At 69.7% G+C, this 1,122-nt stretch carries 1 protein-coding gene; it reads right to left on the bottom strand.

Annotated elements, in window-relative coordinates; all coding sequences use genetic code 11:
• Positions 1–123: 123 nt before the first annotated feature.
• Complete coding sequence (locus tag DD1DGNOD_RS07640) at positions 124–1,053, bottom strand: branched-chain amino acid ABC transporter permease (RefSeq protein ID WP_131765861.1); 930 nt, start codon at positions 1,051–1,053, stop codon at positions 124–126.
• Between the last annotated feature and the right edge of the window lie 69 nt (positions 1,054–1,122).

Here is a 1,122-nt window from a genome sequence, read left to right as displayed (position 1 = left end):
GCCCCGGCTGCGGCGGCCCCGGCTGCGGCGGCCCCGGCTGCGTCGGCGGATTCGATGGCGGGGAAGGTGCGGACGAGGTCGACGCGGGAGGTTCGGGCGACGCCGAGGACGGCGGGCGGGCGGTCATGCGGCCCTGCCCAACCGTGCGCCGAGCAGACCCGACGGGCGCACCATGAGGATCCCGACCAGCACCAGGAAGGCGATCACGTCCTTGTAGGACGCCTGGAAGACGTAGCCACCGTAACTCTCGACCAGCCCGAGCAGGATGCCGCCGAGCATGGCACCGCGGACGTTCCCGATGCCACCGAGCACCGCGGCGGTGAACGCCTTCACCCCGGGAACAAAGCCCATGTTGTACGAGGCGTTGAAGGTCATGGCATAGAGAAACCCGCCCGCGCCGGCGAGCAGGCCGCCGATGACGAAGGTCAGGATGATCACTCTTTCGACGTTCACGCCCATCAGGACGGCGGTGTCCGCATCCTGCGCGACCGCCCTGATGCCCTGCCCGAGGCGGGTCGTCGCCACGAGGCGGTCCAGCAGGACGAGCATCACGACCGCGGCGCCGAAGACGACGACGGTCTGGGTGGACACCTGGGCGCCGAAGAGGTGGAAGACGGTGCCGTTGGTGAACAGGGCGGGCACCGGCACGTTCTGCCGGCCGAACTCCTTGCCGGCGAGGTTCACCGCGAACAGCGACGCGCCGATCGCACTGATGAGGTACGCGAGCCTGGGTGCGGACCGCCGGCGCAACGGCCGGTAGGCGACCCGTTCGAGGGTGAACGCCGCCGCCGCGCCGGAGGCGGCACCCACCGCCAGCCCGGCGGCCAGCAGGCCCACCGAGATCATCCCGGACGGCGTGGAACCGCCCGGCAGCAGACCCCTGGCGGCGAACAGCCCACCGAAGGCCCCCAACATGAACACCTCGCTGTGGGCAAAGTTGATGAGCTGGAGCACGCCGTAGACGAGCGTGTAGCCCAGGGCGATGACCGCGTACAACGAACCGACCATGAGGCCATCGACGGTCAGCTGCCAGAACTGGTCGGCAAAACCCATGCATCTCCTCGTCGTGTCCTCGTCATGCCGTGGGGCGGTGGCCGGTACGCCCCATACGCACCTGGTCAC

Origin of the sequence: Candidatus Protofrankia californiensis, assembly GCF_900634765.1 — a bacterium.
GTDB classification, from domain to species: domain Bacteria; phylum Actinomycetota; class Actinomycetes; order Frankiales; family Frankiaceae; genus Protofrankia; species Protofrankia californiensis.
The sequence above is the reverse complement of the archived record's forward strand: the minus strand, read 5'-3'. Positions and strand labels throughout refer to the sequence as shown.